This is a genomic window from Pseudomonas sp. S2_C11 (assembly GCF_054668395.1).
The window spans coordinates 4,670,688-4,695,050 of the sequence record NZ_CP162765.1 but is presented as its reverse complement, the minus strand read 5'-3'; the positions used below and the strand labels follow the sequence as shown (position 1 = coordinate 4,695,050).

At 62.3% G+C, this 24,363-nt stretch carries 23 protein-coding genes; 12 read left to right on the top strand and 11 right to left on the bottom strand.

Annotation, left to right across the window (positions count from 1 at the left end; all coding sequences use genetic code 11):
• The first annotated feature begins 191 nt into the window (after positions 1–191).
• The 4 genes from AB4N48_RS21255 to AB4N48_RS21240 all read left to right on the top strand — a co-directional run bounded on the left by AB4N48_RS21255 (position 192) and on the right by AB4N48_RS21240 (position 5,065).
• The gene (locus AB4N48_RS21255) at positions 192–563 is read left to right on the top strand and encodes a translation initiation factor Sui1 (RefSeq protein ID WP_007914613.1); all 372 of its coding nucleotides are present in this window, start codon (positions 192–194) and stop codon (positions 561–563) included.
• A 220-nt stretch (positions 564–783) separates the two neighbouring features.
• Positions 784–2,697 (top strand): arginine decarboxylase, encoded by a 1,914-nt coding sequence (gene speA / locus AB4N48_RS21250; RefSeq protein WP_016771856.1) that lies wholly within the window; start codon positions 784–786, stop codon positions 2,695–2,697.
• A gap of 233 nt (positions 2,698–2,930) precedes the next feature.
• Positions 2,931–4,277 carry a type VI secretion system Vgr family protein gene (locus AB4N48_RS21245; protein ID WP_460094271.1) on the top strand — a complete coding sequence of 449 codons (1,347 nt, stop codon included), beginning with the start codon at positions 2,931–2,933 and terminating at the stop codon, positions 4,275–4,277.
• Complete coding sequence (locus AB4N48_RS21240; RefSeq protein ID WP_460094270.1) at positions 4,274–5,065, top strand: DUF4123 domain-containing protein; 792 nt, start codon at positions 4,274–4,276, stop codon at positions 5,063–5,065. The genes AB4N48_RS21245 and AB4N48_RS21240 overlap by 4 nt, the downstream gene beginning before the upstream one ends.
• A 9-nt stretch (positions 5,066–5,074) precedes the next feature.
• Here AB4N48_RS21240 and AB4N48_RS21235 read toward each other — a convergent pair whose 3' ends face one another.
• Positions 5,075–6,424, bottom strand: a complete 1,350-nt coding sequence (locus AB4N48_RS21235) for an MATE family efflux transporter (protein ID WP_460094269.1) — start codon at positions 6,422–6,424, stop codon at positions 5,075–5,077.
• Positions 6,425–6,624: 200 nt separating this feature from the next.
• The gene (locus AB4N48_RS21230; protein ID WP_073471796.1) at positions 6,625–6,918 is read right to left on the bottom strand and encodes a hypothetical protein; all 294 of its coding nucleotides are present in this window, start codon (positions 6,916–6,918) and stop codon (positions 6,625–6,627) included.
• 245 nt (positions 6,919–7,163) lie between these two features.
• Here AB4N48_RS21230 and AB4N48_RS21225 point away from each other — a divergent pair, with 245 nt between their 5' ends.
• The 5 genes from AB4N48_RS21225 to AB4N48_RS21205 all read left to right on the top strand — a co-directional run bounded on the left by AB4N48_RS21225 (position 7,164) and on the right by AB4N48_RS21205 (position 11,655).
• Entirely contained in the window at positions 7,164–7,466 is a 303-nt protein-coding gene (locus AB4N48_RS21225; RefSeq protein ID WP_016771852.1) for a MazG-like family protein, read from the top strand.
• Complete coding sequence (locus AB4N48_RS21220; RefSeq protein WP_024011431.1) at positions 7,466–8,215, top strand: methyltransferase; 750 nt, start codon at positions 7,466–7,468, stop codon at positions 8,213–8,215. The genes AB4N48_RS21225 and AB4N48_RS21220 overlap by 1 nt, the downstream gene beginning before the upstream one ends.
• Before the next feature lie 12 nt (positions 8,216–8,227).
• Entirely contained in the window at positions 8,228–8,839 is a 612-nt protein-coding gene (locus tag AB4N48_RS21215; RefSeq protein WP_056787719.1) for a DUF4136 domain-containing protein, read from the top strand.
• Between the two features lie 41 nt (positions 8,840–8,880).
• Positions 8,881–9,438, top strand: a complete 558-nt coding sequence (locus AB4N48_RS21210; protein WP_056787721.1) for a DUF4136 domain-containing protein — start codon at positions 8,881–8,883, stop codon at positions 9,436–9,438.
• 219 nt (positions 9,439–9,657) lie between these two features.
• On the top strand, positions 9,658–11,655 hold the full coding sequence (locus AB4N48_RS21205) for a pilus assembly protein TadG-related protein (protein WP_460094268.1): 1,998 nt from the start codon (positions 9,658–9,660) through the stop codon (positions 11,653–11,655).
• Here AB4N48_RS21205 and AB4N48_RS21200 read toward each other — a convergent pair.
• Positions 11,640–14,402, bottom strand: a complete 2,763-nt coding sequence (locus AB4N48_RS21200; RefSeq protein ID WP_460094267.1) for a PAS domain-containing sensor histidine kinase — start codon at positions 14,400–14,402, stop codon at positions 11,640–11,642. The genes AB4N48_RS21205 and AB4N48_RS21200 overlap by 16 nt on opposite strands.
• A complete protein-coding gene (locus AB4N48_RS21195; RefSeq protein ID WP_315435348.1) occupies positions 14,399–14,845 on the bottom strand; it encodes a TadE/TadG family type IV pilus assembly protein in 447 nt (148 codons plus the stop codon). The genes AB4N48_RS21200 and AB4N48_RS21195 overlap by 4 nt, the downstream gene beginning before the upstream one ends.
• 75 nt (positions 14,846–14,920) lie before the next feature.
• On the opposite strand from AB4N48_RS21195, the gene AB4N48_RS21190 reads away from it, so the two are divergent.
• The 3 genes from AB4N48_RS21190 to AB4N48_RS21180 all read left to right on the top strand — a co-directional run bounded on the left by AB4N48_RS21190 (position 14,921) and on the right by AB4N48_RS21180 (position 17,752).
• The gene (locus AB4N48_RS21190) at positions 14,921–15,391 is read left to right on the top strand and encodes an A24 family peptidase (protein ID WP_315435347.1); all 471 of its coding nucleotides are present in this window, start codon (positions 14,921–14,923) and stop codon (positions 15,389–15,391) included.
• 106 nt (positions 15,392–15,497) lie between these two features.
• A complete protein-coding gene (locus tag AB4N48_RS21185; RefSeq protein WP_370695132.1) occupies positions 15,498–16,277 on the top strand; it encodes a response regulator in 780 nt (259 codons plus the stop codon).
• 1,112 nt (positions 16,278–17,389) lie between these two features.
• Positions 17,390–17,752: a DUF6124 family protein gene (locus AB4N48_RS21180; RefSeq protein ID WP_041480653.1), complete on the top strand. Its 363-nt coding sequence runs from the start codon at positions 17,390–17,392 to the stop codon at positions 17,750–17,752.
• A gap of 105 nt (positions 17,753–17,857) precedes the next feature.
• Here AB4N48_RS21180 and AB4N48_RS21175 read toward each other — a convergent pair whose 3' ends face one another.
• Genes AB4N48_RS21175 through AB4N48_RS21145 form a run of 7 tightly spaced genes read right to left on the bottom strand, consistent with a single transcriptional unit; the run spans position 17,858 to position 24,343 of the window.
• Positions 17,858–18,130, bottom strand: a complete 273-nt coding sequence (locus AB4N48_RS21175) for a DUF3613 domain-containing protein (protein WP_150741614.1) — start codon at positions 18,128–18,130, stop codon at positions 17,858–17,860.
• A gap of 9 nt (positions 18,131–18,139) precedes the next feature.
• Positions 18,140–18,862, bottom strand: coding sequence for a tetratricopeptide repeat protein (locus AB4N48_RS21170; RefSeq protein ID WP_150741613.1), 723 nt, complete (start codon positions 18,860–18,862; stop codon positions 18,140–18,142).
• 23 nt (positions 18,863–18,885) lie between these two features.
• Positions 18,886–19,770 carry a type II secretion system F family protein gene (locus AB4N48_RS21165; protein WP_460094265.1) on the bottom strand — a complete coding sequence of 295 codons (885 nt, stop codon included), beginning with the start codon at positions 19,768–19,770 and terminating at the stop codon, positions 18,886–18,888.
• Position 19,771: 1 nt separating this feature from the next.
• Positions 19,772–20,656 (bottom strand): type II secretion system F family protein, encoded by an 885-nt coding sequence (locus AB4N48_RS21160; protein ID WP_406228184.1) that lies wholly within the window; start codon positions 20,654–20,656, stop codon positions 19,772–19,774.
• A 17-nt stretch (positions 20,657–20,673) separates the two neighbouring features.
• Complete coding sequence (locus tag AB4N48_RS21155; RefSeq protein WP_041480648.1) at positions 20,674–21,942, bottom strand: CpaF family protein; 1,269 nt, start codon at positions 21,940–21,942, stop codon at positions 20,674–20,676.
• Positions 21,939–23,129, bottom strand: a complete 1,191-nt coding sequence (locus tag AB4N48_RS21150; RefSeq protein ID WP_460094263.1) for a pilus assembly protein — start codon at positions 23,127–23,129, stop codon at positions 21,939–21,941. Before AB4N48_RS21150 ends, AB4N48_RS21155 begins: the two co-directional genes overlap by 4 nt.
• Positions 23,126–24,343 carry a type II and III secretion system protein family protein gene (locus AB4N48_RS21145; RefSeq protein ID WP_281881566.1) on the bottom strand — a complete coding sequence of 406 codons (1,218 nt, stop codon included), beginning with the start codon at positions 24,341–24,343 and terminating at the stop codon, positions 23,126–23,128. The genes AB4N48_RS21150 and AB4N48_RS21145 overlap by 4 nt, the downstream gene beginning before the upstream one ends.
• Positions 24,344–24,363 lie beyond the last annotated feature (20 nt).

Here is a 24,363-nt window from a genome sequence, read left to right as displayed (position 1 = left end):
TCTTTTGATCTTGCCGTTAAAGATCAGGATCAAAAGATCGCAGCCTCGTTGCACTCGTCAGCTCCTACAGATTCAGTCCAGCGTCCAAAGTTTTCCGATGCAGTAGCGCTGCCCCTGCCTGAGTGGGGCTTCGCGGTCGCTGACCTTGCCCAAGGTTGCGATCAGTCTTTGTCCTCCCGAGAGGATTGCCGGTGGCCAAGAAAGCCGCATCCTTCGCCGCCCTGGGCGGCCTGGTATTTTCCACCGACGCAGGTCGTCATTGCCCGGAATGCAGCAAGCCGGTGGACGCCTGTATCTGCAAACAAACCGTGATCCCGGCCGGTGACGGCATTGCCCGCGTGCGTCGCGAAAGCAAGGGCCGTGGCGGCAAGACGGTGACCACCATCACCGGCGTGCCCTTGGCCGAAGACGCGCTCAAGGAGCTGGCGACGACGTTGAAGAAACGTTGTGGCACCGGCGGGGCGTTGAAGGACGGCATCATCGAAATCCAGGGCGATCACGTCGAGCTACTCTTGGCAGAGCTGATCAAGCACGGTTTCAAAGCGAAGAAGTCCGGCGGCTAGCAGCCTCTGTGAAACCCTCCGGCGGCTTGATCCGGCTTCGAGTGTTCTCGGATCCGGCGTCGTCGCCATGGTTTTCACAGAGCCTGTTCATGACCGGTTTCTAAACTCCACGCAGTCAGTGCGGTCTACCGCCGCACTGACGAACCGTCATTTTCATTCTTTAGACTGCGCCGGCCTGCACTTCAGGCGACGCACTCTGACTTCTTTATAGGGGACTTCGATGTCCGTACGACGCACACGTAAAGACGATGGCAGCCAATGGACAGTTGCGGACAGCCGCAGCGTTTACGGGATTCGCCATTGGGGGGCCGGGTATTTCGCGATCAATGAAGCCGGTCGCGTCGAAGTACGTCCGAACGGCCCGAGCAGCTCGCCTATCGATCTGTTCGAGCAAGTCGACCAACTGCGCAAGAGCGGTTTGTCCTTGCCGCTGCTGGTGCGGTTCCCCGACATCCTGCAAGACCGTGTCCGTCAGTTGACCGGTGCTTTCGATTCGAACATCGAGCGCCTGGAATACCAGAGCAAATACACTGCGCTGTACCCGATCAAGGTCAACCAGCAAGAAGCGGTGATCGAGAACATCATCGCCACCCAGAACGTCTCCATCGGTCTGGAAGCCGGCTCCAAGCCTGAGCTGCTGGCGGTGCTGGCGCTGGCGCCGAAGGGCGGCACCATCGTCTGCAACGGTTACAAGGACCGCGAGTTCATCCGTCTGGCGCTGATGGGCCAGAAGCTCGGCCATAACGTGTTCATCGTCATCGAGAAAGAGTCCGAAGTCGGCCTGGTGATCGAAGAAGCCGCCTCGCTGAAGGTCAAGCCGCAGGTGGGTCTGCGCGTGCGCCTGTCGTCGCTGGCCTCGTCGAAATGGGCGGACACCGGTGGCGAAAAATCCAAATTCGGTCTGTCGGCGGCGCAACTGCTGTCGGTGGTCGAGCGCTTCCGTGGCGCCGGTCTGGATCAGGGCATCCGCCTGCTGCACTTCCACATGGGGTCGCAGATCGCCAACCTCGCTGACTATCAGCACGGCTTCAAGGAAGCGATCCGTTATTACGGCGAATTGCGCAACCTCGGTCTGCCGGTCGATCACATCGACGTCGGCGGCGGCCTCGGTGTCGACTACGACGGCACGCATTCGCGCAACGCCAGTTCGATCAACTACGACATGGACGATTACGCCGGTGTCGTGGTCGGCATGCTCAAGGAATTCTGCGACGCGCAGAGTCTGCCGCATCCGCACATCTTCTCCGAGAGTGGCCGTTCGCTGACTGCGCACCACGCAATGCTGGTTGTGCAGGTCACCGACGTCGAGAAACACAACGACGAAATCCCGCTGATCGAAAACAAGGAAAGCCTGCCGGAAACCGTGCAGTGGCTGGTCGATCTGCTCGGCCCGACCGACATCGAAATGGTCACCGAAACCTACTGGCGCGCCACCCACTACATGAGCGACGTGGCCGCGCAGTATGCCGATGGCAAGCTGACCCTGGCGGAAAAAGCCCTCGCCGAGCAGTGCTACTTCGCCGTGTGCCGTCGCCTGCACAACTCGCTGAAAGCGCGTCAGCGTTCGCACCGCCAGGTGCTCGACGAACTCAACGACAAGCTGGCCGACAAGTACATCTGCAACTTCTCGGTGTTCCAGAGCCTGCCGGACACCTGGGCGATCGATCAGGTGTTGCCGATCATCCCGCTGCATCGCCTCGACGAAGAGCCGCTGCGCCGTGCGGTGCTGCAGGATCTGACCTGCGACTCCGACGGCAAGATCAACCAGTACGTCGACGAGCAGAGCATCGAAACCAGCCTGCCGGTGCACGCGTTGAATGAAGGCGAGGATTACCTGCTGGGCGTGTTCCTGGTCGGCGCCTATCAGGAAATCCTCGGCGACATGCATAACCTGTTCGGTGACACCGACTCGGTGAATATCTACCAGAACGCCGATGGCAGCGTGTACCACGCCGGTATCGAGACCCACGACACCATCGAAGACATGCTGCGTTACGTGCACTTGTCGCCGGAAGAACTGATGACCCACTACCGCGACAAATGCGCCAGTGCCCGCATCAGTGCCAGCGAGCGCACGCAGTTCCTCGATGCCTTGCGTCTGGGCCTGACGCGCTCCTCCTATCTGTCTTCCTGAGACCCGATAGCGTTCCGCCCGGGTTGTCCGATTTTTTTCCGCAAGCTGTGGAAAATTCGGATAACCCGGTGGGACATCTCCTGATTTTTTCACGAAAACCTGTGCGATCACGGTCAGCAAACTCATCTGGTCTGCTTTTCGCGTAGGTCATTTCCTAAGTTGTACTTCGCCTCTCTACTCGGCCATGGCTCTCGGCGAGAATCCCCGGCCGCCCCTCCTGTAGAGATCCGCCCATGTTCGATCCAGTCAACGAGCCGTCGTTTCGTCTCGATGTAGCGGGCCTGTCCGACCCCTTCGAAGTTCTCGCCTTTACCGGAAGGGAAGCGCTCAGCGAACCCTTTGCCTTCGAGATCGATGTGGTGATCGACGATCCGCATCTGGATCTTGCCAGCCTGCTGCATCGTTCTGCGTTCCTGTGCTTCGGCTCGCCCGGCCAGGGTGTGCACGGCCAGTTGCACAGCCTTGTCCAGCACGAGCATGGCCATGGCTTGCGTTTGTGTCGAGTGCGTCTCGGGCCGAGGCTCGACTGCCTCGACCTGCGTTTGAGCCAGCGCATTTTCAGTGGCCGCTGCGTGCCGCAGATCATCGAACAGGTTCTGCGCGAGCATGGCATCGTCGGCTTGCAACGACGTTTCGACCTGCATAGCGACTACCCGACCCGCACCTTCTGCACGCAATACCGCGAATCCGATCTGCAACTGCTCCAGCGCCTGTGCGCAGAGGCGCGCATTCACTATTACTTCGAGCATCACCGCGACAGGCACTGCCTGGTGTTCGGCGACGATCCGACGCGAATGCCCCATGCAGACGTCGCGCCCTATCAGGGCCAGCATGACCAGCGTGGCGTCGCTCCAGCCGTCCGCCAATGGCAACTGCACGAAGACTCGCAGGCCAGCCAGCGAGGCCCCAGTGCCGAAGGCCACAGCGATCTGCCCGCCTTGCGCAGCGGTCAGTGGTTGCCCCTGGACGACCATCCTTTCATCGAATGCAACCGCCCATGGTTGCTGACCCGCATCGAGCACCGTGCCGATCAGTCTCTCGAACCGCCCTATTGCAATCGCCTGTTCGCGGCCGCGCGGGTACCCGTCTGTGCGCCTGCCGCTGCGCAGTCCAAGCAGCGCATGCACAGCCTGCAGCGAGCCTGGGTGGTCACCGTCGATGAGCCGCAGCCGGATTGCTCGCGGCCGGTGGCGGTGCAATTCGACTGGCTCTATCAGGGCGAAGGGGCTTCGCCGAGTCATTGCTGGCTGCCCCTCGCGCCTGACTTGAACGAGCTGCCCTCGGCGGCACTCGCTGATGGTGTGGAAGTGGTGGTGAGTTTTCTTGAGGGCGATCCCGATCAGCCGGTGGTCAGTGGCGTGCTTCAGCCATCGGTGTTGCCAGAGGCTGCGGTCGAGGACGATGAACCGGTATCGCTCCCAGAACTGCTGGTGAGCGATGGGTTGCAGCAACTGTTGCAGTCTGGCGAGCCGTTGCTGCTGCTGTGCCTGATGCCGGGCGGTGGCAGCTTCAACCACTGCGCCGAGTCCGTGTGCAGTTGCCGGCTGCTCACCGCGCTCGATCAGAGCAGCGCACGATGAGCGGCGCGGCGCTTGAGCCCATGGCGCAATGGCTGTTGCTCGACACCCCGGACGCGGCACGCGCCCTGCTGACCTTGCGCCAGGGCTTTGCCGATGTGCAGCGGCACCGATTGTTTGACGGCACCGAACTTCAACCGGTCAGCGAGCACGGCCCGGTCCTCGTCGACTTGCGCGAGAGTCCGGCATTGACCGCCTTGTGCCTGCGCGATCCGGATACCTGGCGTGGCCTGTTGCTGAGCTGCGAAATACCGGCGCAGCAGCTGCTCAGCCACTTGCAGCGCATGCTTACCGTCTCGTTCGGTTTGAATCACCGGGCCTTGCTCAGCTATTACAACCGTCAGACCGCCAGCTACTTCTTCGACGCCTGCGACGCCGCGCAACTGAGTCGCTGGCTCGGGCCGATCCGCCAGTTGCGCTGGTTTGGCGGCACCTGGGCCGACCGCGCCATTGGCAGTCAGGGCTGGCAACAGCTGCGCAATCCCGGCCTGCTCGTCGAACCTTTGGGCATCGAAGAAAGCCTGACCCGGCGCCAGCGCGAGCGCTTGCAAACCTGTCTGCTGGAGCAGCACATCTGGCGCTGGTGCCAGTCTCTGAGCGTTGATTACCAGACGATCGCTGTGCATGTGCAACAAGGTCTGGCGCTGGGTTTCAGCGATCGTGCTGTGCTCGATGGCTGGCTGTGGCTGCGCCTGCTCAATCCGCGCGCCGTGCTGGTTGTGCCGCCGGCCGGATTGACGCAGCCGGAACGGCTCGATTTTTTGCGTCGGCAGTGGGGCGCGGCGGACTGACTTTTCTGATCAGTGAGCCTTGCTGCTGAACCAGCCATCGCTGCGTTTCAGCCACAGGGCTTGCGCGCCAAGGGTCACGCTGCGCAAGACCATGAACAGCAGAAAAGATATCCACAGGCCGTGATTGCCCAATGTCTGCAAAAACCAGGCGAACGGCAGCAACAGCAGCACCGTCAGCAGCATGCCGTTGCGCATTTCCCGCGCACGGGTGGCGCCGATGAACAGGCCGTCGAGCAGGTAACTCCACACCGCAATCAACGGCAGCACGGCGAGGTAGGGCAGGTAGACGAACGCCGTCTCGCGCACGCTCTGAATATCGGTCTGCATCTCGATGAACAGGTGCCCCGCCAGCAGAAACAGCACAGCGAATCCGAGGCTGGCGATCAGCGACCAGCCGCCGGCCACCACCAGCGATCGACGCAATGCCAGGCGATCCCGTGCGCCAATGGCATGGCCGCACAAGGCTTCGACCGCGTGGGCCAGGCCATCCAGTGCGTGGGCCGTCAGCAGCAGGCCGTTGAGCAGCAGCGCGTTGGCCGCTACGGTCGCATCGCCGAGCCGTGCGCCCTGCACGGTGATCAGGAAGAACACCGATTGCAGGGCGAGGCTGCGGATGAAAATGTCACGGTTGACAGCCAGCAGCGGCCGCCAGCTCTGCCAGACTCTTAGCGCCGACCAGATGATCTGCCCCGGATAGGCGCGCAATGCCGTGCGCGTCAGCCACAGGCCGAGCAGGGCGCCGCTCCATTCGGCGATTACCGAAGCCCGCGCCGAGCCGACCACGCCCCAGTCCAGGCCAATGACAAACCAAAGATTGAGGACGATGTTGATCAGGTTGGTGCTCAGCAGAATCGCCAGCGGCGCTCGGGCGTTCTGCGTGCCGAGGAACCAGCCGACCAGCGCATACGTCGCCAGCGCGGCGGGCAGGCCAAACAGGCGCGTGTGGAAAAACTCCCGGGTCAGCTGATCCAGCTCCGCCGACGGCTGCATGAAGTGCAGAGCGACGCCGCTGAGCGGCACGCCAAGAGTGCCGAGCACGACGGCCAGCCCCATTGCCAGCAGCAGGCCCTGCAAGAGAATCTGCCGCAACGCCGCGCCATCGCTGCGCCCGGCAGCCTGGGCGGCAAATCCGGTGGTGCCCATGCGCAGAAAACCCATCGCCCAGGCAAGAAACGTGTACAGACTGGCGCCGACCGCCACCGCGCCCAGTTGATGGGCATGGGGCAAGTGACCGATGACAGTGCTGTCGACCAGCGCCACCAGCGGCACGGAAATATTGGAAAGAATCATCGGCGCGGCGAGCACCCAGACCTTGCGGTGAGTCGGGCGGTCGCGCCAGTCGGTAATCAGTGAGGACATGCAGGCTCCTTGGGGGAGCGGGGATTGTAGCGGCAGAAACACCCTCACCCCAGCCCTCTCCCAGAGGGAGAGGGGGCCGATCTTCGTCGTTCTCAAGCGTGAGTTCGACTCGATATTGCAGGTCGGTGGAGAATTTCAAAGCAACGCGGTCAGCGCCCTCTCCCTCTGGGAGAGGGCTGGGGTGAGGGGCTTTTGAAGCGCTAGTGAATAATCCAGCTCAACAACCACAACCCCAGCAACAACCAGATGATCCCGGCAATGATCGACGCGTTCATGAATGCCCGGATCGCCGACCACAGCAGCATCAGGCCTACGATCAGCGCGATGATGCTGATGATCGAGGTGTCCATCCCCAGCGTCTGCGCCAGGCCGTCGACAAAGTTGCCGCCGGCGTTGCTGAGCATATTGAACAGGCCACTGAGGCCGTCGACGATAAAGCGGATGATCGAACCGAGTGCCTGGCCGAGCCATTCGAAAAAGCTTTCTACACGCATGTGTGCATCCCTGATGAAAGAGCTGAGCCTTGGGCCACGCCGAGGGCGGCCGAGTTCCCTGCATGATAGAAGGTTTGCCCGGATCATGTGTGGGAGCGAGCCTGCTCGCGAAGGGGGCGTGTCAGGCAAATCCGGTCTGGATGATCCATCGCTTTCGCGAGCAGGCTCGCTCCCACAATAGATCATCTGCGCTGCTTGCCTTCAGCCCGCATCCCCCCGAAGCTATGCGTCTTCAGGAGAGCCCGATGAACCTTGTTGAACTGACCGAACGCCTGCATGCCATTCGCGACCGCAATGACTGGCGGCAATTTCACAGCCCGAAAAACCTCGCCATGGCCGCCAGCGTGGAAATGGCCGAGCTGGTGGAAATCTTCCAGTGGCTGACAGAAGACCAGTCGCGCCAGTTGCCGGCGGACAAGCTCGCCCACGCCGGGCAGGAAGTCGGCGATATCGTCCTGTATCTGTTGCTGCTGTGCAGCGAACTGGGTCTGGACATGAATGAAGTGGTGCGCGCCAAGCTCGCCGACAGCGAACGGCGGTTCAGCTGATGAGCGACCGTCATTTCGACCAGTTGGCCACGCGCTTCGCCGAAAAAATCTACGGCGGCGCCAAAGGCGCGATTCGCCTCGCCGTGTTGCAGGCCGATCTGACCGAGGCCTTGCCGGATCGGCCGCTGCGCGTGCTGGATATCGGCGGGGGCCTGGGGCATATGTCGCTGTGGCTGGCCGAGCGCGGCCATGACGTCACCTTCACCGAGCCGGCTGAACCGATGCTCGAGGGTGCGCGCCAGCGTTTTGCCGAGGCCGGACACACCGCGACATTCATTCAGGCGCCGTGGCAGGAACTGCCCGGTCAGCTCACCGAGCCCTACGATCTGGTGATCTGCCACGCCGTGCTGGAATGGCTCGCCGAACCCCACGCGATCCTGCCGGTGCTGCATCAGTTGACCAAGCCTGGCGGCTGGCTGTCGCTGGCGTTCTACAACCGTGATGCGCTGATTTATCGCAATCTGCTCAAGGGCCATTTCAAGAAAATGCGCAAGAACGTCATGGCCGGCGAGAAGCAGAGCCTGACCCCGCAACAGCCCCTCGACCCAAGGGAATTGGCAACGCAACTCGCCGGTATGTGGCAGGTCGAAAGTCAGAGCGGCGTACGGGTATTTCACGATTACATGCCGGTGGAATTCCAGGCCCGCGCCGAACTGGCGGACTTGCTGGAAATGGAACTCGCGCACCGTCGTCACCCAGGCTTCGCCGGGCTTGGGCGTTACTTGCACTGGATCTGCCGGCCGATCTGAGCGGAGCGCGACATGAAAGCTCGATGCGGGTTATTGCTGATAAGTCTGGGGTTGGCCGCTTGCCAGGGCAGCAACCCCTACGTGGCCCAGTCACGGCCGTTGCCGCCGGCACCGCCGCAAGCCGCCACCACCTTCGACCGCAGCGCCTACCCGGCGCCGCCGCGTGATTACGGGCGCTACCGCAACTGGGCCTGGCGCAACGGGCAGTTGCCGCCGGGCACGGCGTGGGCCGACTCGGCGCAGGTGGCCGAGGCGGTCAGCAACGCCCTCGACCAGCGCGGCTTGCGGCCGATGCGCGACAACCGCCCGGCGGACCTGCTGGTCAGCGCCGATCTGCGTCTGGAGACCCGTTTGCGTCAGGTGCGCGATGATTACGGCTACTACGGTGGATACGGCGGCTATGATCGTTATGGTCGTGGTTACGGCATGTACAACAGCGTGCCGATCGTGCGCACCTATCAAGAGCAGGTCGTAGTGGTGCGGGTCGATCTGTTCGATGCCGGCAATGGTCAGCCAGTGTGGAGCGCCAGCGCCGAGACCGGCACCCAAGGCAATCAGATCGAACGCGCCGATGCGATCCGCGAGGCTGTGGAAAAAGCCATGGCGGCGTATCCTCCCAGCTGACGTCGTGTCAGCAGGTTCATGTCTTCACCCGGAGAAAAATCATGTTCCGCCGTCTCGCTCTATTCGCTGTTGCTGCGCTGCTCAGTGCCTGCGCCGCCAATCAGGTCAATCACGATTTCGACGCCAGCCGCGACTTTGCCGCGTATCGCAGCTGGAGTTGGAAAGACCCGGCCCTGCAATATCGCCCCGATGATCCGCGCATCAAAAGTGACCTGACCGAACAGCGCATCCGCCAGGCGGTGTCCGATCAACTCGATCAGCGCGGTTTGCGCCCGGCCGCTGGCGGTGGCAAGGGTGATCTGAGCGTGCAGACCTACCTGATCGTCGAGGACCGGCAGCAGCAAGTGACGACCAATTACGGCGGCGGTTGGGGCGGCCCGTGGAACGGCTACTGGGGCGCGCCGATGTACAACGAAACGCGCAACATCACCTACAAGGTCGCGACCATTCAGATCGACCTGCTCGACGGCAAGGACGGCAAACTGGTCTGGCGTGGCAGCGATGAGCAAATGCTCAGCAACCGCCCGAATCCGGCTGACCGCAGCAATGCCATTCGCGAGACCGTCGCACGGATTCTGGCCAACTATCCACCGCGTTGAACCGCTCTGAACCGTCCCTGTGGGAGCGAGCCTGCTCGCGAAGGCGGTGTGTCATTCAGCATTGAATCCTCTGGCACGACGCTTTCGCGAGCAGGCTCGCTCCCACCGTGGCGGTGGTGACAGGAATGGCGCCACGCCAGCACTCTCGACCGACCGCGTCTACACTCATTTTCACCAACGGAGGTAGCGCTCGGCACTGCGCCGGCAAAGGAGTGCGCCATGTCGCGAGGATCGCAAGGCAACGGCCCGGCCCGGCAACGCGGGGCGATCGGCTTGATGGCAGCCGCCACCCTGAGTCTGGCGCTGGTGATGATGTTGCTGGTGGTCGACAGCGGTCGCTTGTACATGGAACAGCGCAAATTGCAGCGGGTGGTCGATACCGCCGCCCTCGAAGCGGTCAGTCGCGGCGGCAATTGCCTGCCCGGGCTGAGCGCCGCCAGTTATGCCGGGCAAAGTGCGCTGCGCAATGGTTACGTGGTGGACGCCGCCAATACGCTCGTCACCACTTGCGGCACGCTGGCCACCGCTGCCAGCGGTTTGCGCAGTTTCACCGTCGATGCCACGCAATCAAGCGCAGTCAAAGTCGCCGCCAGTCGTACGGTCACCAGCAGTTTTGCTGGTGGTGTGCAGGCGCTGTTCAGCGCCACGCCGGTCAGCCTCAATACCACCCTCAATGCATCGGCAGTCGCGGCCAAACCGCAGCCGACCATCGCCCAACTGAATATCCGCAGCACCCTCGCCAGCATCGACACGGCGCAGTCGAACATCCTCAATCCGCTGTTTTCCGGGTTGCTCGGCGGCAACGTCAACCTCACGGCGTTGGGCTGGGACGGTTTGCTGCGCACCGATATCAACCTGCTCAAATACCTCGATCAACTGGCGATCGACCTCAACGTCGGCGCCGGCAATTACACGCAGTTGCTCAATACCCAAGCGACCGTGACGCAACTGATTCAGGCAGCGGCGACGGTGGTGCAGCTCAACGGCGCAACCGCGCAAGTGGTCACCGCGCTGGGCCAGTTGCAGGTCGCCGCGATCAACGCGGCGCCGGTCAGACTCGGCGAGATCCTGCAACTGCAGACCGGCACTACGGCGGCGGGGCTGGATGCCAATCTGCAATTGCTGCAACTGGTGCAGGGCGTGGTGCAACTGGCCAACAGCAAGAGCGCGGTGGCGGCGACCTTGCCGGTCAACGTGCTGGGGCTGGCCGGTGTCACGGTGCGGGTGAAGGTGATCGAGCCGCCGCAGTTCTCGGCGATTGGCGACCCTGCGCGGGCCAAGGCCGATCCGTTGGGGCCGGACCGGATTTATGTGCGCACGGCGCAGGTGCGCACGTTGTTGTCGGTGAATCTGCCGGTGCTCTCGGGGGTGACGGGGCTGACCAATGCGGTGCTGGGCCTCGTCGGTACGCTGACGCCGACGCTCAATGCGCTGTTGAGCCTGAATCTGGTGGACACGCTCAATTCAGTGTTCTGCCTGTTGGGTGCCGGCTGCCAACAGCTCGATCCGAAGCTGCTGCCCTCACCGCAGATCGACATCGCGCTGGATGCCGGCGGGGCGAAAAGCTATGTCACCGATTACCGCTGCCCGACCGGCGATACCGACAGCAAAAGCCTGACTGCCGCCACCACGACTTCTCTGGCTGATCTCAAACTCGGCAAGATCGATCCCGTCGCCGCGTTCTCTTCAGTCGCCGAACCAACCGTGACGCCGTTGCCGCTGGTCGATCTCGGCATCATCACCTGCCACAAGATTCTCGGCATCGGCAGTTGCGATGCCGCCTCCCACGTGCAATACGGCGCGGGCGGCATCGCCCTCAAACTCGACACCAGCGTCGCGCAGACCACGCAGAATCTGCTGTTCTCCAGCACCACACCCTTCGCCACCCCGGCCAATCTGAAACTGCCGCCGAGCCTGCTGCCGGCCGCGCCGACCAGCAACATCGTCGGCAGCCTGGCGAACACCCTGTCGGGCATCAACCTGATCGTCTACAAACCCGTGGGCAGCAACCCGCTGGGCGCTGTCGTCACCGGTGTGGCTTCGTTGATCAGCGACGTCAGCAACCGCTTGTTGCCAGTGGTCACCGGATTGATCAGTCCCTTGCTCGACCCGTTGTTGAACAATTTGCTCAAAGGCCTGGGCATCAATCTGATGAACACCGAGGTGGGCGCCAACATGACCTGCGGGCAGACCGGCAAGGCCTATCTGGTGATCTGATCATCCGTGGCAATCGGCAATTCGATGCAGAACCGTGCGCCCTCCGTGGAGTTGCGCACGCTCAACTGGCCGCCCATGTTGGCGATGATGCCGTAGCTCACCGACAGGCCCAGGCCGGTGCCGACGCCAATCGGCTTGGTGGTGAAGAACGGCTCGAAGATCCGCTCCAGCAAACGCGGATCGATGCCGCCGCCATTGTCCTCGACCCACAGCCGCACGCTTTCCTCGTCACGCTCGGCGTAGATTGAAATCCACGGTTTGAATGCCGGGTCGTGCTCGCGCTTGCCGAGCAGCGCGTCGCGGGCGTTGACCATCAGGTTGATCAGCACCTGCTCCAGCTGATCGACGTAGCCGCGCACCTGCGCCTCGAAGGCAGTTTCGCTGATGCGCAGATCGACACCTTTGCCGCGCATGCCCTCGGCCAGCAGTGACAGGGTGCCTTCGATGGCTTGGGCCGGGTTGAACAACTGTTGTTCGATTTCCGAGCGGCGACCGAACACACGCATGTGGTCGACCACCTTCGCTGCGCGTTGAACCTGAGCGTCGATACGGTTGAGTTTGTCGGTCAGATAATCGACCTGCACATCACCGTTGCCGAGGCGCTTGAGCACGTTGACGATGGCCATGCGCATCACGTTGAGCGGCTGGTTGATTTCGTGGGCGAGGCCGGTGGCCATTTCGCCGAGGGTAGCCATTTTCGCGCTTTGCGTGAGTTGTTGTTGCGAGCGCCGCACCTCGGTGTTGTCGCGGCCCACCGCTTGCACTTCGATCAACTGTCCCTGCTCATCGAACACGCCGCGATCCGACCAGACCCACCAGGCGTGTTCGCGTCCGGGCAATTGCAGGCTGATTTCCGCTGTACTCACTGGCTGTTGCGGCGTCAGTTGGCTCAAGCGCTGAACGAACGCTGCGCGCTGTTCTTCGGACATCCAGCCACCCAGATCAACCCCGGGCAGTTGTTCCGGGGTGCATTCCAGATAAGTCGCCAAGGGTCGGTTGCCAAAGATCAGCGTCAGGTCCGGGCGATAACGGCAGATCATCGCCGGCGAATCCTCTACCAGAATCCGGTAGCGCTCCTCGCTCTGCCGCACCTGCTCGGCGGCAAGCGTCGCGTCGGTGACATCCAGCCACAGGCCCACCGCCTCGACCGGCAGCCCGAGATCATTGCGCAGCAGTTTTGCCTCATCGAGCAGCCAGTGATACTCGCCACGGTTGTCGCGCAGGCGATAACGCGCACGCACCGAGCCTTCACGCAGCAACTGGCGGTTGCGCTGGAAATACAGTTCGCGGTCGTCGGGGTGCACGCGCTCGACCAGCGCTGTCGTGTCGCAATCTTCCAGCGTCCAGCCCAGCAAGGGTTGCAGGCTGGCGCTGAAAAACGCCGGGATCAACGCGCCTTCTGCGTAGCGCTGCACGTAGATCACCGCCGGCGAACTGGCGATCAGATTGTCCAGCCGCGCATGGGCGGCAGCGGCGCGCTGCTGTTGATTCTGGATGTCGCTGATGTCGAGCATGAATCCGACCAGACGCCGATGTTCGCCCTTGCCGCTGACCTGGCCCTGAATCCGATACCACGTCACTGCTGCGCCGGCCTCCGTGCGGTGCAGACGCAAGCTCAGGGTCAGCGCCTCTCCTTGCAGTTGCAGGGCGCGCAAACGGCTGCGCAATTCATCGCGGTCGGCGGGATGAAACAGCGACAGCCAGTCCTCTACCGGCAGCAGGTGATCGCTGAGATTCAGTGCCGAGGCCAGCGTCGGCGCCAGCGCAATCTGCTCTTCGGCACTGATTTCCCACCAGCCAGTGCCGAGCAGGTTTTGCAGGGAATCAAGACGCTCCATCGATTGCACATGGCGCTGCTCGCGCAAGCGGCTGAGCAGCGGTCCGGCCAGCGCACCGGCCAGGGTCAGCCAGTCGCGATCGGTCAGCCATGGCGCCACGTTGTCGACCGTATAAAACCCACAGAGCAGCCACGCGACCACGCCCTGGTCATTGCTGTAGGGCACGGCGAAACCGTTGGCGTTGCCGAACGTGGCCTGCAATCGCGAATGTTCATAGCGGCCCTGCGGGCCGGCGAGGCGTTGCGGCGCGCTGCCGTTGAGGCTGTCCAGCGGCGTGCCCAATGGCTGGCCGTCCTCCCACAATTGTGGAGCGTCATGGCCACGAAACTGTTGATGAATCTGCCAGCCCTGGGCCTGTTCATCGAGCAGCGCCACGGCGAGGCAGGGGATGTGCCAGCGCTGGGCGATGGCCTGCAATTGTTCGCCGAGCACCATCGGCAAACGCGTCAGGCTGCAGGTGCGCAGGCGATCGCTGACTTGCGCGGCGAGGGCCTGGCAGGCGTCGCGGTCGCGCGCTTGCTGACGTTCGAGCAACAGGTCGGCGATGTCGAGCATCTGCAGTTGCCAGCCATCGTTTAGTGGCTGCACCCAGCCGCGAAGGTGCAGCGGCTGATCATTCAGGCCGGTGAAATCCAGATCGAGCAATTGCCCGTGCCAGTCCCGCGGCTGGCCTTCGACGCTCAGCAGGCTATGCGGCAGCAGATAGGCGCGAAGCGGCAGCGGCTGACCCTGAGGTTTGTGCTGGGCGAGCAAATGCCGCAGCGGGCCGGCGATCTGCAACACATCGCCGTTGCCATCCAGATAAAAATGCAGGCCGATCGGCGGCGCGCCGAGGTGGTCCGGCAATTCGTGGGCTGCGGCGGGGGCGCGCTTGAGCAAGCGCCCGAAAAGCTTATCGCCGGCGGTCAAAATTGCAGGCTCGAGCGGGCGGTGAGATGCGTGGGCAGATTAGGCACCGTGCCGATCCCGGGCAGCACCAGAAACGGCATGATCTGATTGAGCTTGCTCACCGGGTAATTGACGCTGACGGTCAGGGTGCCGGTCCCCGCGTCGTAAGCCGCACTGGTGTCGGTCCCGACCACCAGATTCAAGGCCGAGGGCAGCCATTGCAGTTGTTGGGTCAGCGCAGCATTGGCGGTGTTGACCACTACCGTCGAATAGTTCGGCGTGGTCGGGTCCACCGCAACGCTGCGGCGCACCGCCTCAGCGGTGGCCTGGTTGAACGATTGCATCATCACGAAGGGCAGGCCGTAGCTGACCAGCCCGTAAAACACTGCGAAAAAGATGATGAACACCAAGGCGAATTCGATCGCCACCGAACCTTTTTGCGACCTGCGAAAGCCGTTTTTCATGCGTGCGTCTACCCTGACAGTCACTGCGTAGTATCAGCATAGAATCAATCAGGCAAAACGGACGGCTTTCAGCGGATGCAGATTTCTCTCGTTCTGATCTGGCTGGCGATCTGCGCCGCGCAAGATGCCCGGCAGCGGCGAATTTCCAACGCATTGACGTTAGGCGTGGGCGCGCTGGCGCTGGTCTGGTTGCTGGCGACCGGCAGCACCTGGCTGGGCGCCGACGCGGGGCAGGGCGGCTGGGCCTGCCTGATCGCTTTGCTGCTGACGCTGCCCGGTTATTTCATGGGCCGCATGGGCGCTGGTGATGTGAAATTAATGGCAGCCCTGGGTCTTGCGACGAACGGCATATTCGTTCTTGGCGCGTTTATCGGCGCTGGCCTGGCCAGCGTGCTGTGGCTGCTGCTCGCGCCAAAAGTCTGGCCTCATATGGCTCAAGGGCTTAGAGCGCATCTGCGTCATCTGGCCCCGGACAAGTCAAAAAAGCTGCCATTTGCGCCGTTCGTGTGGGTAGGGGTAGTGCTTTCGCTGTACTGGATCACCTGATCGCGGAGTGCCACTAGTCCTATGTACATAGTCGGAAAGTGGGTCTACTTTCAATTCAGGCGAATACGCCACCAAAGTGCAGGAATCGTCAGCGTTGGCCGAGCAAATGGAGTGGTTCGTGAACAAGCCTAATTCGGTAAAAATCCTCGTGGTCGATGATCAGCCGCTGATCGTCGAAGAACTCTGTGAGTTTCTCGAGAGCAGTGGCTACCGTTGCGTGCCGTGCGACTCAAGCCTTGAAGCCATCGAGCTGTTCAGGGCGGACCCGGACATCGGTCTGGTGCTGAGTGATTTGCACATGCCGGACATGGACGGCATCGAGTTGATCCAGGCTTTGCAGCGGCTGGCCGGCAAGCAGCGGGTGTTCGAGGCGATCATGCTCACCGGGCGCGCTGACAAGCAGGATGTGATCAAGGCCTTGCGTGCGGGGATTGCCGATTACTATCAGAAGCCGATTGATCTGGCTGAGTTGCTCGAGGGGGTGCAGCGTCAGGAGCTGGCTTTGCAGGAACGGCAGAAGAATCTGCATCTGGGTCATCTGAATCAGAAGTTGCAGTTCTTGTCCGAGTCGATCGATGACCTTTATCAGGATCTGGACAAGGTGCGGCGCTCGCCTGTGCCGGTGGTGAGTGATGGTGAGCCTGAGTCCGTAGAGATGCCGGCGGTGTTCAGTCAGTTGTCGCCCCGGCAGTTGGATGTGGCGCGGTTGGTGGGCAAGGGGCAGACCAATTATCAGATTGCCTGTGAGTTGGGGATTACCGAGAACACGGTGAAGCTTTATGTGTCGCAGGTGTTGCGGTTGACGCATATGCATAATCGGACGCAGTTGGCTTTGGCCCTTTCGCCCGTTGGATCTGCTGGGCGGCAGCGGGTTACTGCGCATTGACTTGGCGGCCTTTGGGCCGACCATGCTTTGGGGGGGGTGAATATCCGTTTTTTTTGGTGTCGCTGATTACGGTTCCGCCCTTACGGCGGGTCACTTTTGGCAAACGCCCCAAAAGTAACCAAAAGGTCTTCGCCCTGACGTTCGGCCCGCTCGCTGGGGCTCGGGGTTCCTTCGCTCCGGGATCGATCCTGGCGCAGCGGCTCCGGTTTGCTTCGCTGCACCTCCTTCCGCTGAGTACGACTGCGTCGTACGGTCGCTGCGCTCCCACGCCCGGATCAATCCCTCCACTCAGCCTGCCGACGGGCTCCCAGATCAAGATCAAAAGCTACTCGAGCTTGCGCTCATTGTTTTGAGTGGTGAAAAGCATGCGGTGTCTGGCTTTTGTTTTGCGCTGGATTCGCCCCTCACCCCAGCCCTCTCCGGAGGGAGAGGGAGCCGATTTGCGGGTTGTTCAAAATTTGCATTCGACCGGTATCTCAGGTCGGCATACCTGACCCAAACAACTCGGTCGGTCCCCTCTCCCCTCTGGGAGAGGGCTAGGGTGAGGGTGCTTTTGATCTGCTTCAAAATCTGTGTTCGACCCGGTATTTCAGGTCGGTGTACTTCGCCCAAACAACTCGGTCGGTCCCCTCTCCCTCTGGGAGAGGGCTAGGGTGAGGGTGCTTTTGATCTGCTTCAAAATCTGTGTTCGACCCGGTATTTCAGGTCGGTGTACTTCGCCCAAACAACTCGGTCGGTCCCCTCTCCCTCTGGGAGAGGGCTAGGGTGAGGGTGCTTTTGGTTTTGATTGTTTAAATCTGTGTGTGATTTGCCAGAACCTTCCCACAAGGTTTTCAGGTTGTCCGTCGGACGTCGGGTCACTAGTCTCTGGCTGTCGCTGACAACTCAGCGGCCAGGTGTGGAAACCTGAAATTCAAGTAGTTGCTTTGCATTGCTACCGTAATCGTTGTCGGCGTGTTCGTTCGTCTGCAAACTGTGTCGCGGCGGCTGTGCGTGGGCAGACTTTGGTCTGGCCGGTTGCCTACTTATCGGTTTTCCACCCTGCGTACAGCTGCCACCTTTTGTCGTGTGGAAACGACAGAAGAGGGCGTCACAGCCAAGTAGGAGTTCTCATGGACAAACTGATCCCAGACCCACCCCCATCCCCCACCACCCCGCTCGAAGACGCCATGCGCGCCGACGATCTTGTGAAAAACCGCGAAGCGATAAAACGCGCGCTCGATTTCTATCTCTGCCCCGAACCCGCAAAACCGCACCCGCCCAGCACGCTGTTCATGGTGGTGCCCAATGTCGATACCGAAAGCTTGTTGGCGCATGCCTGTGAGTCGCTGGCGTCAGCGAGTGCGATGGCGAGTAATTTCGCTGGCGAGTTGAGCGGGTTTCAGCGCAGCACGGCGTTGGCGATTCAGCAGATTGTCATGCTGGCCGAGCTAGCCGTGAATCGGGCGCTGGATCGGGTTGATCCGCAGCGTTGAAACCGCGTTATCGTTCTTCGCGAGCAGGCTCGCTCCCACCGAAAGCACGCGGTCGACTGTGGGAGCGAGCCTGCTCGCGAAGGGGCCTTCAAGGGCACCACCAAACTAATTCTTGCTCTCGATCTTCCCGCCCGCATCCGGATCATAAAAATCCGGGATCTCGTACTGGTATTTCTTCAGCCAGCGCCGCATCGCCAGTTCGCGTTCGGTGGCTGTTGCACTCTGAGGTTTGGGGGAGGCGGCTTTGTTGCGGCTTTGCAGAACCAGCCAGCCTTCGGTTTCCTGCTGCTGCGCAGAAGCAGGGCCGGTGTCGATGGCGTGGGCGCCGAGGGGCAGGGTGAGCAGGGTCAGGTAGCACAGGCCTTTGCGGATGGTCATGGCTGTCTCCTATTCGAGCGTCGGCGGTAGCGGGTCGATGAAGGCGGCGACGCGGTCGCCGGGTGTGGCTTTGGCGTTGGCCGGGGCTTTGAGTTTTTCCGCGCGTTGCTGCGCTTCGGTGAATTGTTCCGGGGTCAGTTTCGAGCGGCTGACGATTTCCGCAGCTTGCGGCCAGTCGTTCTGGTAGAGCAGCAGGGTGACCATGTTCAGCGTCGCCAGTTGATTGTTCTGACTCAGTTCGATGGCGGTGAGGAATTCGAATTTCGCTTCGTTGAGGCGCAGTTGGTTGAGGTAGACCACGCCGAGATCATTGCGGATTTTTTCGTCGGTGGGCGCCAGGCGTGCGGCGCGTTGCAGGTGGGCCTGGGCCTGGCCGTTGTCGCCGCGGGCGGCGTAGACCTGGCCCAGGCCATGTTCGGCCTGGGCGGTGAGGCAGCCGCCGAGCAGGCTGCGGTAGAGCGGCTCGGCTTCGCTGCGACCGAGCAGGCGATAGACCTTGGCTTTGCGCAGGCGCACTTCGCTGAGGTTGTCCGGCAGGCTTTGCAGGTTGGCGAGGCTGGCGTGGAGCTTGCCGTCGCTGGCCAGATCATCGGCGAGGTTCAGCGACAGTTCCTGCTCCGACGTGAGTTTGCTGCAGCTGGACGGCGACAGCAGCGAGGTCCACGGCGCCTGGCCATCCGTGGCGCAGCCGCTGAGCAGCAACAGACTTGCCATGACTATCAGTACTTTCATCAAACGCTCTCCATGAGCCAAGGTCAGTTTGCGAACGCGCGGGCAATGGCGGTGAAGCCCGGGCCGGCCAGTACGATCAGCAGGGCGGGAAACAGAAACAGCATCATCACCACCGACATCTTCGCCGACATTTTCGAGATGTATTCCTGCAGCCGGGTCAGGCGTCGGTCATCGAGTAATTGCTTGAGCGCCAGCAGCGATTTCATCGCACCGCCGCCCTGGTGGATCAGTTGCTGGAGGATCACGCAGGTGTCGGTGAATTCGTCCACCGCGAGCATCACTGCGGTCTTGTTCAGCTCCTGCCCCAGCTCCAGACCGGAGTCGACGCGGCTGAGGATCAGGCGCAGTTCGCTGGTCAGTTCCGGCAGCAGTTTCTGTGCTTCGACGCTGAGCACGCGCAACGCTTGTTCCACCGCCATGCCGGATTCGAAGAGGATGCGCAGCAGCGGTATGAACGTGGAAATTTCCACGGCGATGGCTTTCTGTCGGCGGGCGGCGGCGTAGGCGAGCAGGCGTTTGGGCAGTAGATAGCCGCCGCCCGCAGCGAACATCGGTGCCATCCAGCGGTGACTGGCCTGCGGGAAAAACACTTCCTGCAAAAAGATCGCCAGCCCCAGAGCGAGCAGCGGCGTGCCGATCTGGCAGGCGGCGAAGAGCGCGCGTTCGTTGGCGCGGCGCCAGCCGAGGCGGCCGAGCAGGGTCTGGGTTTCGCTGTCGATGCTCACCGAGCCCCGGCCGAAACGGCTGTTGCCCAGCGCGCGCAGCCAGTGGCCGAAACGGTTCTCCCGCACCAATTGGCCATGCAAGCGCTGATGCACCTGTCGCACGCGGCGGCGCTCGGTGAGCAGGTGATTGCCCAGCAATAACAGCGAACCGAGGAGCAACAGCAACGCCGCGAGCCAGACCATCTCAAACGCTCCGCAACATGCGCCACAGCGCCAGACTGCCCAGCACCTGCAACACGGCGGCGCTGAGCAGCATGGTCTGGCCGCTTTCGTCGTGCCACATGCCGAGCATGTAGCCGGGGTTGGTCAGCATGAAGTAACTGACCAGAATCAAAGGCAGCAAACCGAGCACCCAAGCGGTCATGCGCGTTTCCCCGGTCAGCGCGCGCAACTGCCGCGCGCCCTGGTCACGCTCGCGGATCAGTTTGATCAGATTCTCCAGCAGCTCACTGGCATTGCCGCCGTAGCGGTGATTGACCTTCAGGCCGAGGGCGAACATGCGCAGTTCGTCCTGCTCGTAGAGTTCGGCAAAATCGCTGACCGCATCGGGCAGGTTCACCCCCAGTTGCACGTTGCGCTGCACCCGGCCCATGGCCGCTTTCAAAGGGGCTTCACTGGCCTCGATGCCGCCCAGCACCGCATCGCTCAGCGTGCGCCCGGACTTGAGGCTGCGCACGGTGTGGTCGAGCAGTTGCGGCAGTTGTTCGATCATGCGACGGATCCGTTGCCGGTAGCGAATGGCGATGTACAACCGCAACGCCACGGGCGGGACGAGCAACATGATCAGCAGACCGACCCAGCTGGCGAGCAGAAATCCCAGGCCCATTGCCGCTGCCCACAGGCTCAGCCACAGACCGAAACGCTCGCTCGGCCGACCCAGTCCAGCACGTAAAAACATCCGTTCCAGTCCCACCCACCTGGCCTGCTCGACGGCCAGCTGCGGTTGTCCGGCGGCGAGTCGATTGAGGACTTTTTCCTTCGCGGTCTTGCGCAGCCCTTGCAGGAACAGATAGATCGACAGCCCCAGCAGCATCAGGCAAATGGCGATGAGAATGATCGGTCCCAGCATCTTCGTGCTCCTCGCCGTCAGCCCAGGTGAGCGTCGTGGCGCAGCTTGTCGCCGGCCGGGTTGACCGCTTCGCGCACAAAACCGAACCCCGTGCGGCGGTCGAGGCGGAACAGGGTGTTGGTGACGTAGACGTCCTCGCGAATGCCGACCACTTCCACCACTTCACTGACGCAGCGCCGGCCATCGGGCATGCGTGTCAGTTGAATGATCACGTCGAGGGCGGCGCAGATCATCTGACGCAGGGTGCGTTCGGCAATCGAGCGCCCGGTCAGGCCGACCAGCGTCTCCAGACGCAGCAGCGCGTCCTGGGCGTTGTTGGCGTGCACGGTGCTCATCGAACCGTCGTGGCCGGTGTTCATCGCGGTGAGCACGTCGACCACTTCGACGCCACGGATCTCGCCGAGAATGATCCGGTCGGGACGCATACGCAGGGCGTTGCGAATCAGGTCGCTGGCCTTGACCTCGCCATGCCCTTCAGCGTTGGGCGGACGGGTTTCCAGACGCACTACATGCGGATGGCCGAGTTGCAGTTCGGCGACGTCTTCGATGGTCACCAGCCGTTCGTGCGGGTTGATCAACTGGCTGAGGATGTTCAGCAGCGTGGTCTTGCCGGTGCCGGTGCCGCCGCTGATCAGGATGTTGCAGCGCTTGCCCACGGCGTTCTGCAGGAATTCGAAAATCGCCAGATCGATGGTCTGCATCGCCATCAGGTCGGTGCTCTTGAGCATGTCCTTGCGGAACTTGCGGATCGACAGGCACGGGCCGTCGAGGGCAATCGGCGGGATGATCGCGTTGACCCGGCTGCCGTCCGGCAGGCGCGCATCGACCATCGGCGAGGACTCATCGAGGCGGCGCCCGAGCGGCGCAAGGATGCGTTGCATGACCCGCTCGACGTGATGCGCATCGATAAAACGCAGATCGCTTTGATGCAATACGCCGTCGCGCTCGATGAACACCCGGTGCGGGCCGTTGACCAGAATTTCCGTCACCGACGGGTCACGCAGCAGGACTTCCAGTGGGCCGAATCCGGTGAGTTCGTCGACGATTTCTTCGCCGAGGCGCTCCATTTCGTAGCGCGAGATCGCCAGGTGCAAACGCGCGATGTATTCGGCGACCTTGTCGGTGACGAACTGCGCCAGTTGCTGGCGCGAACCTTCCAGCAGGTTTTTCCCCGACTCCTCGATGGCGTCGATGATGTAGCGGTGCAGGACCAGTTTCAGGCCTTCGTGATCGCTGTTGCCGATCGCTCCGTGAGACGTTGCGCCAAAGAGTTTTTCTGCGCTCATGAGTGGCCTCGCAGACGGTCGAACCAGGTGACTTTCGGTTTGCTCAGGCCTTCGGAGCGTTTCGCCAAGCGCTCGCCGAGGGTGCGCAGGCTCTGGGTGAGTTTCTCCCGGGGCGCCAGTTCGAAGAGGCTGACGCCCTGGTTTTTCGCGTTCAGGCGCACGTCGGGACTGAACGCCAGCACGGCGATGACTTCCAGATTGAAGGTCTTGCCCAAGGTCTCGGCATCCGGCGCGACGTTGCTCAGGTAGCGATCGATCAGCAAGCGCCCGTGCTCGAGTTTCATGCCTTTATCGCGCCACTGGTTAAGCACGGCGAGGTTGCGTCGGCAGTTGAGTACGTTCTGGTCGGTGTACCACAGCAGTTTGTCGCAATGGCTGACGAAGGTACGCAATGCCTCACTGTCGGCCTGCCCGGTGAGGTTCACGACAATGTGCTGGAAGTGCTGGCGCAAGGCGCTGAGCAGCATGTACAGCTCGGCGGCGCTGGTGGTTTCCAGCGGCTCGTCAGTGTTGGCGTAGGCAAGAATGCGCAGGCCGTGGTCGGCGCTGGTGAAAGCGCTGTCGATCAGCGTAGCGTCGAGCCGGCGCAGATTTCGCAGGGCGTCGCCGAAGTGAAACGAGCTCTCCAGCCCCAACAGCGCGAGGCTGTCGCCACGGGGCAGGCCAAGGTCGAGCAGCAAGGTTTGCTGGCCGCTCTTCTGCACCACCATGGCCATGTGATTGGCGAGCAAGGCACCGTCGGAACTGCTCTGCACGCCGTACATCACGGTAAGCCCGCCCAGCTGCGTGTTGGGAGTGACGGCGGGCAGGCGTTTGCCCAAGCGCCGCACCAGCCCGGCGACTTCGCTTGAACGTGAGCCATAGGCGACGAAATCCCGTGCACCGGCGCGCATCGCATTGAGTACGAGCTGATTGTCCATGCCGTCGCCGAGGGCGACGATTGCCAGCATCGGCTTGGCTTCCAGCGCACCTTCGATCAGCGCACTTTGCGCCACGACATGCTCGCGATCGAGACCGACGAAGACCAGATTGGCGAACGTCACATCGACCAGTGCGAGCAGTTCGTCGAGGCTGCCGGCACCGGCGCTGACCACCTGGCCCAGTGGCGCGAGTGCGCTTTGCAGCCATTCCAGATCGGTGCTGTTGCGGGTGATGGCGAGGAAGGTCTGGCTGAGATTCTGGTTCATTGCGACAACCCGCTGCGCTTGTCGAAGTTGCCGTTCTCGAGGAAGAACATGCGATAGAAATTCGGGTCGTAATTGCGCAGTTTCTCGCCCGGCAACGACGGCAGTCGCGCGTCCGCCGCCAGTGGCTGGACCAGGTGCGGGGTGACGATCATCAGCAGTTCGCGCTCCTCGCGCTTGATCTGCGAACCCTTGAAGAACGCCCCGAGGACGGGAATGTCACCCAGGCCGGGAAACTTGTTCACTTGCGAGCTGTTGGTGGTGCTGATCAAACCGCTGATGACAAAACTTTCGCCATCACCCAGCGACACGCTGGTGTCGGTCCGGCGGATGGTCAACGCCGGAACGGTGGTGCCGGCGATGTTCACCGCGTTGGCAAAATCCAGTTCGCTGACCTCCGGGGCGACCTTCAGCGCGATGCGGTCGCGGCCGATGATGGTTGGCGTCAGGGTCAGGCGGATGCCGAATTCCTTGTACTCGATCGACACGCTGTCGCTGCCGGAACTGGGCACCGGAATCGGGATTTCCCCGCCGGCCAGGAAGCTCGCACTCTGCCCGTTCAACGCCACCAGACTCGGCCGCGCCAAGGTGTAGGCGAAGCCGCTGGTTTCCAGGGCGTTGATGATCGCCATGGTCTTGCCGCCGACCCAGGAGAAATTGAACAGCGAGTTATCCACCGGCAGGCGCGGCTGCGGCACGCCGTCGATCGGTGGCAGCGTGCCGGGCGAACCGAACAGGAAATTGCCGCGCGTGCCGATCAGCGACGCCGTGGCTTCCTTGAGTTTGGTGCGGCTGACTTCGACGAAGCGGATGTCGGTCTGCACCTGCGATGGCAGCGTCGGATCGTCGGACGGCACGCTGCTGGTCAGCGCCGTGGTCGCCGCGCCCTGGACAAAGACCATGGCTTGCTGCGGCTGCGCCGAGCAGGCGGTCCAGACCATCAGGCTGGTCGCGCCGGGGCCGACGCCCGTGAGCAAAAAGGACGAACCGCCATTGGCATGCACGTCGGCAATTTTCGGGTCGCCCACTGCCAGCCGAGTGATTGCCACCGGTGACTGCATGTCCTGCTGGAAGCCTTCACCGATCTCGATCACCGAGGGCAGGCGCGGCAGCGCCGAGCAATTGCCCACCGCAGCGAGGGCGGTATCCATCGTCAATCCCAACAACAGCAAGGCCCGGAGCGCCGGTTTCAATGTCGGTCTGAGTCGACTCTGCATGCACGTGAATCCTTGCGCAG